Origin of the sequence: Vibrio sp. M260118, assembly GCF_036533755.1 — a bacterium.
Lineage (GTDB): Bacteria > Pseudomonadota > Gammaproteobacteria > Enterobacterales > Vibrionaceae > Vibrio.
Window position 1 is genome coordinate 1 of sequence record NZ_JATABG010000107.1, and the last position, 10,018, is coordinate 10,018.

The following is a 10,018-nucleotide window of genomic DNA, read 5'->3' on the forward strand; positions in this document are numbered from 1 at the left end:
GTACCTCAACTACTTACGTGTGCGTGAGTGGCAAGATGTCTATTTCCAAGTGCATCAAGCGATGCGCGAAATGGACTTCAAACTCAATGATGAACCTGCGAGTTACCAAGGCGTGCACAGTGCCATTCTGGTTGGTCTACTTTCACACATTGGTATGAAAGACCAAGAGAAGAATGAGTACCAAGGTGCGCGTAATGCTCGTTTCCATATTTTCCCAGCGTCTGGTCTATTTAAGAAGCAACCTAAATGGATTATGTCAGCTGAATTGGTGGAAACGTCCAAACTTTGGGGACGCATCATCGCAAAAGTTCAACCTGAATGGATTGAGCCGCTTGCTAAACACCTAATCAAGCGCAGCTACAGTGAACCGCACTGGTCGAAGAAACGGGCGGCAGTGATGGCTCATGAGAAGGTCATGCTTTATGGCGTGCCTATTGTGCCTAAGCGTTTGGTTAACTATGGCAGTATTGACCCAACCGTGAGCCGCGAGATTTTTGTCCGCAGCGCCTTGGTTGAAGGAGAGTGGGAGACTAAGCACGCTTTCTTCAAACAAAACCGCAAGTTATTGCAGGAAGTTGAGGAGCTGGAGCACAAATCTCGCCGCCGTGACATTCTAGTGGATGACGACGAACTGTTTGACTTCTACGATCAACGTGTAGGAACGGAAGTTGTTTCTGGTAAACACTTTGATACTTGGTGGAAAAAAGCGGCAAAACAGAACTCAGAGCTACTTAACTTCGAGAAAGAGATGCTGTTTAAGGGGGATGCCAGTCATGTTACCGACTTGGATTACCCGAACTTCTGGCACCAGAATGGTTTGAAACTCAAGCTGAGCTATCAGTTCGAACCTGGCGAAGATAACGATGGTGTAACGGTCCATTTGCCATTGCCAATTCTTAATCAGGTTGAGCCTGGTGGTTTTGATTGGCAGATACCTGGTTTGCGCCATGAGTTAGTGGTTAGCCTGATTAAATCGTTACCAAAAACTGTGCGTAAGAATTTTGTACCAGCACCAAACTACGCCGATGCATTCTTAGCGCGTGCAACAGCGATGGAAGCCCCATTACTCGACTCGTTAGAGAAAGAGTTGCGCCGTATGACTGGTGTGGAAGTACTGCGTGAAGATTGGAATTTAGAACAGGTCCCTGAACACTTAAAGGTCACGTTCCGGGCTGTGGATCATCGAAACCGTAAGCTCAAAGAGAATCGCGACCTACATGAGCTTAAAGAGAGCCTCAAAGATAAGGTTCAAGAGACTTTATCTAAGGTGGCCGATGACGACATTGAACAGCAAGGCTTACATACTTGGAGTTTCGGTGAACTGCCAAAAGTGTATCAGCAGAAACGCGGAGGTTACGAAGTTAAAGCCTACCCAGCTATCGTAGATACTAAAGATAGTGTCGAGATTAAGCTTTACGAAACCGAGTATGAGCAAGTATCGGCAATGAAAGCAGGCCAACGGCGCTTAATTTTGCTCAATGTACCATCACCGATTAAGTATCTACACTCAAACTTGCCAAATAAGTCGAAGCTTGGCTTATATTTCAACCCATAAGGCAAGGTGTTAGATTTGATTGATGACTGCATTGCGTGTGGTGTTGATAAACTGATTGAAGAGAAGGGCGGTTTAGTGTGGAAACCAGAGCAGTTTGAACAGCTAAAAGAGCATGTTCGCGCTGAACTTGGTGACACTGTGGTTGAAATTGCTAAGCAAGTTGAGACGATTCTAACCACTGCATTCAACATCAATAAGAAACTAAAGGGTAAAATCGACTTTTCTATGGCGTTTGCGTTGTCGGATATCAAAGCGCAGATAGAAGGTTTGATTTTTAAAGGTTTTGCTACTGAGTGTGGTTGGAAGCGATTACCGAATATTCTGCGTTATATGAAAGCGATAGAGCGCCGAATGGAAAAGCTGCCGATTGATCCGAATAAAGACCGTTTGCACATGCTGAAGATTGAATCAGTCACTAATGATTACAAAGAGTTACTGAACAAAATTCCGAAAGGTGTCGCTGTGCCAGATAACGTAAAAGAAGTCCGTTGGATGATAGAAGAGCTCAGGGTGAGTTATTTCGCTCAGCAGCTTGGAACACCGTATCCGGTATCTGATAAACGTGTTAAGATGGCGATTGATGCATGCTAGGTATGCAAATTGCATGAATCAATGCACGGTTCAGATTTTTGACAATTGCGGCAGGGACTTGCCCCATCGAGTTCCAGCAGTATGAAACTAGAGAAGGTTTACTATGAAAAAAACACTAATAGCGCTAGCTCTGATCGGTGCATCAGCAACAGCCTCTGCCGATTCTTGGATCTACGGCGGAGCAAGTGTAGGTCAAGCTGATCTAGCAAACGACTCATCCACCTCATACAACATTCATGTTGGTACAGGTATTCTTCCTCTTATTGGACTTGAAGCGGGTTTCCAAAATTTTGGTGAGTTCGATAACATCACTTACGGTGACTACACTGGTAAACTCGAAGGTGACGGTGTTTACTTTGCGGCAAAGCCAAGTATCGATTTCGGTCCTCTACATGTCTATGCGAAAGCAGGCCTGCATTCTTACGAGCTAACTGGCACGGGTTTTAAAGAAGACGAAATCGACATGATGTATGGTGTGGGTGCTGAGTACTTCGTGGCAGGACCTATTTCATTTGGTGCGAGTTACAGCGTATTTAATATGAAAGAGAAAGATGTGAAAAATCTGTCACTTAATGCGACTTTCCACTTCTTTTAAAACAGAGCACTCTTCATTGCTAAAAGCCTGGCTTCGGTCAGGCTTTTTCTTTTTTGGGCACGTTCAGACTTGCTATTGAAACGGCTTGGCCCCATACCAATGGGTATAGCCCTGCGCGACAAAGTGAGTAATGCGTGACGACACAATCGACCAATGCCCAGAATATAGCCCCAATCACAGATAATTCAGAGGTTAAGAAAAAGAACCTTGGCATATTGCTCGGACTGCTGCGCTTTATAAAACCGTATCGACTCAAAGTTGCGGCTGCTCTTATGGCGCTGATTTTTACCGCTGCTTTAACCTTGTCGGTTGGGCAGGGGGTGAGAGTCTTAATTGATCAAGGCTTTGCCCAGCAATCGGTGCAGCAGTTGAGCAGCGCGATCGCCTTTATTCTAGTCATCACATTATTGATCTCTATCGGCACCTTCTTTCGTTTTTATTTGGTCTCTTCGGTTGGTGAGCGTGTTAGCGCCGACATTCGACTGGCGGTGTTTAATCATGTTATTACCCTCCATCCGAGCTATTTCGAGACTAACGGTAGTGGCGATATCATGTCGCGCATCACTACAGACACTACCTTGCTGCAGAGTATCATCGGCTCTTCCTTCTCTATGGCGATGCGTAGTGCATTGATGTGTATTGGCGCGATCATCATGCTGTTTGCGACCAATATTAAACTGACACTCATTGTATTAGCGTGCGTTCCTTTTATCTTGGTGCCGATCCTGTTTTATGGCCGCCGAGTCCGCGCGCTATCTCGTGAAAGCCAAGACTCAATGGCAGATGTTGGTAGCTATGCAGGTGAAGCCATTGAGCATATTAAAACGGTACAAAGCTATAGTCGTGAAGCTCAAGAGCAACATTTCTTCTCCAATGAAGTAGAGCGAGCATTTGAAATTGGCCGTAAGCGAGTACTGCAAAGAGCGATACTGATTTCCGGTGTCATCGTGATCGTGTTTAGCGCAATTTCAGGAATGCTTTGGGTTGGTGGCAGTGATGTAATTAACGGTGTGATGTCGGCTGGGGATTTAGCTGCTTTCGTCTTCTATGCGATTATGGTTGCTTCAGCGCTGGCGACAATCTCTGAAGTGATGGGTGAACTGCAGCGTGCTGCGGGAGCGACAGAACGCTTGATTGAAATCCTTCAAGTAGAGAGTCATATCAAAGCGCCAAACAACACGAATGTAGAGTCAAACGACATCAAGGCCGAGGTGGCGTTCAATGACGTTTCATTTTACTACCCTTCGCGCCCCGATCAGCCAGCAGTGCAGAACCTAGATTTGGTTGCTGAAGAAGGAAAAATCCTCGCTCTAGTTGGCCCGTCTGGCGCCGGTAAAACCACTCTATTTGAACTATTGCAACGTTTTTACGATCCTCAGCAAGGAACCGTGTCACTGGGTGGCGTGGACGTGCGTGATTTTGAGCCGCAGAATCTAAGAAACCAAATGGCGCTTGTGCCTCAGCAACCTGCGTTGTTTAGCAATGATGTGTTCCACAATATTCGTTATGGTAATCCTGAAGCGACAGACGAGCAGGTGATAGAGGCTGCGAAAAAAGCTCATGCTCATGACTTTATCGTTAACCTGCCGGAAGGGTATAACAGCTTTTTAGGTGAGCGCGGTGTGCGTTTGTCTGGTGGTCAGAGACAGAGAATTGCCATTGCCAGAGCGATATTAAAAGATCCCAATATCTTGCTGCTCGACGAGGCAACGAGTGCGTTAGACAGTGAAAGTGAACATCACGTTCAACAAGCACTAGAAGAGCTGATGAGAGGTCGAACCACGATTATCATCGCGCATAGGCTATCGACCATTAAACATGCAGATAAAATCGCTGTACTGGACCATGGTAGGCTGGTGGATGTCGGCAATCATCAGTCCCTGCTTGAGAGTTGTGAGCTGTACCAACGACTGGTAGAGCTTCAGTTTAAATCTATGTAAGCGAATATAGCAAAACAAAAAAGCCACTCAATAGAGTGGCTTTATGCTAACTGTTTGAAGAGATTAAGCTTCTTGCTTCTTTAGTTCAGCTTCAACGGCTTCTTCTTCAACGAGCGCATCAACAATCACAGCACAAGCTGCATCGCCTGTGATGTTCAGTGCGGTACGAATCATGTCGAAGATACGGTCAAGAGCGAACAGCAGTGGCAGACCTTCGATTGGAATACCTGCAGCAAGTAAAACCGCAACGACTAGGAAAGATGGGCCAGGTACACCTGCTTGACCAACCGCACCTAGCGTAGAGGTTACGATGATTGCGATGTAAGCGCCCATGCCTAGGTCGATGTTGAACAGCTGTGCAAAGAAGATAGCTACTAAACCGTAGTAAATCGCGTTACCAGACATGTTGATTGTTGCACCTAGAGGTAGAACAAATGATGCGGTAGAGTTCTTAACACCTAACTCGTGCTCAACTGTGTCCATAGTGACAGGTAGTGTTGCCATAGAAGAGGCTGTAGATAGAGCAACCGCTTGAGGCTTCTTCATTGCTGTTAGGAATTTCTTCGCTGATGTCTTAGTGAAGACGTGTACCATCGCTGGGTATACGATGAAACCGAAGATAAGAATTGCAGCAACGTAAACAACGAATAGCTTGAACACCACCATTAGCGCGCCAAAGCCGAATGTACCTACCGCTTCTGCCATAAGGCCAAATACACCGATAGGCGCGATGATCATTACCTTGTTGATCATCCATACCATAGCGTCAACGATGCAGTTTACGCCGTTCATAATAGGTTCACGGCGCTCTTTGTCTTGCTTAGAAATCGCAATACCGAAGAACAGACAGAACACTAGGATTTGTAGGATGTTAGCTTCGTTTAGTGACTGGAAAACGTTGGTTGGGATCATACCAGTAATGGTCGCCCAGAAAGTAGGTAGTTCACCTTTAGAAGCGTACTCTGCTGAGAACATGCCCTCTACGCCGGAAACGTCGATGCCAAGACCAGGCTTGAATACTTCACCCATAAATAGCGCAAGTGCTACTGCTAGCGCAGACGTTAGGCCGAAGTAACCCAATGTTGTTAGACCCACTTTGCCAGCAGACTGGCTGTTACCCAGGCCAGCAGCACCAGAAATCAGTGCAACGGCAACGAGAGGGATTACTAACATCTTGATTAAGTTAATAAAGATCGCACCCAGTGGAGCGAACATTGTCGCTTGGTTGCCCATCATGGCACCAACGGCAGTACCAAGGATCATAGCAATGACGACTTGCACGCCGATGTTGCTTAGTAAATTCTTTTGTTTTAACACTTCCATAACCTCTGTGCTAATTAATCTTAAAATCCTAGAACTAAAAACCAATGCCCTGCATATGATTGGTCTATAATTCTGTCTCGTTTTGTACACGTAAATTTTACATTTGGCAATACGAGTTAGGCACAAGAGGCGAGCTTATTCGCGTTTTTATTGATGGGTGGTAATTTTTTGTGCGATGGAAAACGTTTGCTATTGGTTTGGCTAATGCGATTTATATAAACAATCAGCCTGAGTGCGGTTTTTCTCGAGGGTCAAAAGTGAGGAACGATGTTAAAAAAAAGATCAGGTTCTTATGAGTGATAAGCGCCTGATCTCATAGAAGTCTACATGGCTAACACGTTACTTTTGTGTAGCCGCTTTCATTGAAGATACAAAATCTGCTAGCTGTTTTAACATCTCGCTCGGGTTTTCGATATTGTTTTCAATGAGTTTAACGACTGCGGAGCCTGAAATTGCACCCGCTGCCCCTGATGCTAAAGCTTGTTTTACTTGCTCTGGTTGCGAAATACCAAAACCTAGTAGTGCTGGTGGCGCATCAAACTGGTTAAGTTTGCTAAGCATGTCACCTACCGGCATATTGGCTTTGGTTTCCGCACCGGTTACGCCTGCACGAGAAAGCAGGTAAGTGTAACCCCCACCAAGCTGAGAAACTTGTTCTAACGTCTCGTCACTGGCTGTTGGTGGCGCAATAAAGATCGGGTGAATACCGTGCTTTTCAGCCGCAGCAACAAAATCAGCACTTTCGTTGGTTGGTACATCAGCGATTAATACTGAATCGATACCTGCTTTAGCACAGCGCTCATAGAAGTTTTCAATACCACGTGAGTAAACCAAGTTAGCGTACATAAGCAGACCAATTGGTAGCTCTGGGTACTTAGCGCGAATTTTACCAATCTGCTCAAAACAGATATCTGGAGTAGCGCCAGAATCAAGGGCACGAATGTTGGCACCTTGGATAGTTGGGCCATCTGCTAGTGGATCAGAAAACGGAATGCCTAGCTCTAGCGCATCTGCACCTGACTCAACTAAGGTTTCCATGATTTTGTATGACTGCTCTGGGTTAGGGTCGCAAACAGTGACAAAAGGGACAAATGCGCCTTGGTTTTTCTCGTTCAGGCGCTCAAACATCTTCGCATAACGGCTCATTAGATCACTCCTTTTTCTTCTAAGATGGCGTGTACGGTGAAGATGTCTTTGTCACCACGACCAGATAGGTTTACTACCAATAGTTGTTCTTTTTCTGGGTTCTCACGCGCCATACGTAGAGCATGAGCAAGCGCGTGAGAGGATTCTAGAGCTGGAATAATACCTTCGCTGCGCGCGAGTTCTTGGAAAGCATCTAGAGCTTCGTCATCAGTTACATTGTCGTACTCAGCACGGCCAATCGCATTTAGGTGGGCGTGTTGTGGACCAACAGAAGGGAAGTCTAGGCCCGCTGATACTGAGTATGACTCTTCAACTTGACCATTTGGATCTTGCATCAAGGGTGCTTTCATACCGAAGAAGATACCAGTTTTTCCGTGTTTAAGCGGCGCGCCATGTTGGTCGGTATCAATACCTTTACCTGCTGGCTCGACACCGATTAGGCGTACAGACTCTTCTTCGATGAAGTCTGCAAACATACCAATAGCGTTTGAGCCACCGCCGACACAGGCGATAACCGCATCAGGAAGGCGACCTTCTCGGGCAAGAATCTGATTCTTAGTCTCTTCACCAATCATGCGCTGGAAATCACGAACAATGGTTGGGAACGGGTGAGGGCCTGCTGCAGTACCAAGTAGGTAGTGCGCCTCTTCGTAGCTCGCCGACCAGTCACGTAGCGCTTCGTTACAAGCGTCTTTCAGTGTGGCTGAACCAGAATGGACAGGGATCACTTCAGCACCCATTAGCTTCATGCGGAACACGTTTGGACTTTGACGTTCAACGTCTTTTGCACCCATATATACGCGACATTTAAGGCCCAATAGAGCACAAGCAAGCGCAGTTGCAACGCCATGCTGACCTGCGCCTGTTTCAGCGATGATCTCGTTTTTGCCCATACGCTTCGCAAGCAGCGCCTGACCAAGTACTTGGTTGGTTTTGTGTGCGCCACCGTGCAGTAGGTCTTCACGCTTAAGGTAAAGCTTGGTCTTAGTGCCTTTGGTTAGGTTACGAGTTAGCGTAAGAGCAGTCGGGCGACCCGCGTACTCTTGTAGCAGCGACATAAACTCACTGCGAAACTCTGGGTCTTGTTGTGCATCAATGAAAGCTTGTTCAAGCTGTTCAAGGGCAGGGACTAAAATCTGTGGTACGTACTGACCACCATATTCGCCGAAGTAGGCATCTAGCTTTGCCATGTTTAAATTCCTTTCACTTTTTAGCACGTAAGATACGCGCCGTTTAAATTCTTAATAGTCTCTGATTGCTGCGAATGCTTGCAGGAGCTTTTCGCCATCTTTCTTACCCGGTGAGAGTTCAACTCCCGAGTTGAGGTCTAATCCTAGACATCCTTGTGCCGCTGCTTTTTGTGCGTTAAATGGTGTGATCCCGCCTGCAAGCATGACTTTTGAAGGGTCACCGATGAGAGACCAATCGAATACTAAACCTGTACCACCCACTTGAGAGCCAACCTTGGTATCAAGCAGATGACGATTAACGTTGTGCTCAATTAACGCAGGTACGCTCTCGCTGACTCCATACGCTTTCCAGATCTCAACACCGCAAGGTAGCGCAGCTCTCAGAGCATCAACAAATTCTTGGTCTTCGCTGCCGTGGAGCTGAACCGCAGCGAGGCCAAGTTCTTTCACGGTTTCGATGATTTGTGCGCTGTCGTGATTTTGGAATACGCCGACATATTTAAGTGGTGCGCCACTCATGGTGAGGCGCGCCGATTCCAGAGATACAAAGCGTTGAGATTGCTCGACAAAAATCAATCCGCCGAAAATAGCGCCGGCTTGATAAGCTTTGGCGGCATCATCTGGGTGGGTTAAACCACACACTTTGTTTTCACCTAGAGTGACTTTGCGAACCGCAAGTTCAAGGTTCTCTTCAGCCATTAGTGAGCTGCCAATTAGGAAGCCATCAGCGAAATCTGCCAGGTCTCGTACTTGTTGGTGAGTGTAGATTCCAGACTCAGAAATCACCGTCGCCTCTGGCGCAAGATCGCGAATGGTTGGTGCTAACTCTTTAGTTCGGTTAAGGTCAGTGGATAGGTCACGCAAGTTACGGTTGTTGATACCAATGACTTTGGCGCCGAGGTTAACCGCTCGGTGCAGCTCTTGCTCGTTACTCACTTCGGTCAGTACGCCCATATCGAGCGAATGCGCGACATCAGCCAACTCGCGATACTCTTCGTCGTTAAGCACAGAAAGCATCAGCAAGATCGCATCAGCGCTGTAGTGACGTGCTAAGTAAACCTGATAAACGTCGACCATAAAGTCCTTACACAAAATAGGTTGCTTGGCTTGCGCTCTTACCTGAGGTAAGAAATCAAAACTGCCTTGGAAGTACTTCTCGTCGGTCAGCACTGAAATGGCATTGGCGTGCTTGTTGTATACCGAGGCAATGTAATCAAGGTCGAAGTCATCACGGATTAAGCCTTTAGATGGAGACGCTTTCTTACACTCAGTAATAAATACCGTCTTGTCTTGCTTTAGCGCGCTGTAGAAACTGCGATCAGATGGTGCTAGCTCAGCCTTAAATGTCTCTAATGGCTGTGACTCTTTACGCTCTGCTACCCACTGGTATTTGTCTCGAACAATCTTAGCCAGTACTTCTGCCATCTCTGCCTCTTTGACAGAAACGTGTTCGGATAATTTCTCTTTTACCTGAGTCATTTTCGTTACCTTGTTGTTCGACACGTTATGCATGAGCCGCTAGCTTCTGCACTAACTCGTAAGCCTTGCCAGAGTTCATAGCATCAAGCGCTTGTTGAGCATTCGCTTTTAGATCTTCATGACCAAATAGACGCATCAGCAGAGCGACGTTGGCTGCCACTGCACCCGTTTGAGCTTCTGTCCCTTTGCCGGTTAGGAT

General features: G+C 46.6%; 6 protein-coding genes and 2 pseudogenes. 3 read left to right on the forward strand and 5 right to left on the reverse strand.

Annotated features, from left to right (window positions below):
- From hrpA to QTO00_RS08605, 3 genes and pseudogenes are all read left to right on the forward strand, one after another.
- A pseudogene (gene hrpA, locus QTO00_RS08595) lies at positions 1-2,146 on the forward strand (ATP-dependent RNA helicase HrpA); the annotation flags it as partial.
- A 103-nt stretch (positions 2,147-2,249) separates the two neighbouring features.
- Entirely contained in the window at positions 2,250-2,741 is a 492-nt protein-coding gene (locus QTO00_RS08600; RefSeq protein ID WP_038207347.1) for an outer membrane beta-barrel protein, read from the forward strand.
- A 134-nt stretch (positions 2,742-2,875) separates the two neighbouring features.
- The gene (locus QTO00_RS08605; RefSeq protein WP_443088910.1) at positions 2,876-4,681 is read left to right on the forward strand and encodes an ABC transporter ATP-binding protein/permease; all 1,806 of its coding nucleotides are present in this window, start codon (positions 2,876-2,878) and stop codon (positions 4,679-4,681) included.
- A 63-nt stretch (positions 4,682-4,744) separates the two neighbouring features.
- On the opposite strand, the gene QTO00_RS08610 is transcribed toward QTO00_RS08605, so the two are convergent.
- The 5 genes and pseudogenes from QTO00_RS08610 to QTO00_RS08630 form a co-directional block, all read right to left on the reverse strand.
- Positions 4,745-6,004 carry a dicarboxylate/amino acid:cation symporter gene (locus tag QTO00_RS08610; RefSeq protein WP_331424294.1) on the reverse strand — a complete coding sequence of 420 codons (1,260 nt, stop codon included), beginning with the start codon at positions 6,002-6,004 and terminating at the stop codon, positions 4,745-4,747.
- 339 nt (positions 6,005-6,343) lie between these two features.
- Positions 6,344-7,150, reverse strand: coding sequence for a tryptophan synthase subunit alpha (trpA, locus tag QTO00_RS08615; protein ID WP_331424296.1), 807 nt, complete (start codon positions 7,148-7,150; stop codon positions 6,344-6,346).
- On the reverse strand, positions 7,150-8,340 hold the full coding sequence (trpB, locus tag QTO00_RS08620) for a tryptophan synthase subunit beta (protein WP_038207359.1): 1,191 nt from the start codon (positions 8,338-8,340) through the stop codon (positions 7,150-7,152). The genes trpA and trpB overlap by 1 nt, the downstream gene beginning before the upstream one ends.
- Before the next feature lie 51 nt (positions 8,341-8,391).
- Positions 8,392-9,819, reverse strand: coding sequence for a bifunctional indole-3-glycerol-phosphate synthase TrpC/phosphoribosylanthranilate isomerase TrpF (gene trpCF / locus QTO00_RS08625; protein ID WP_331424299.1), 1,428 nt, complete (start codon positions 9,817-9,819; stop codon positions 8,392-8,394).
- A 25-nt stretch (positions 9,820-9,844) separates the two neighbouring features.
- A pseudogene (locus QTO00_RS08630) lies at positions 9,845-10,018 on the reverse strand (anthranilate phosphoribosyltransferase); the annotation flags it as partial.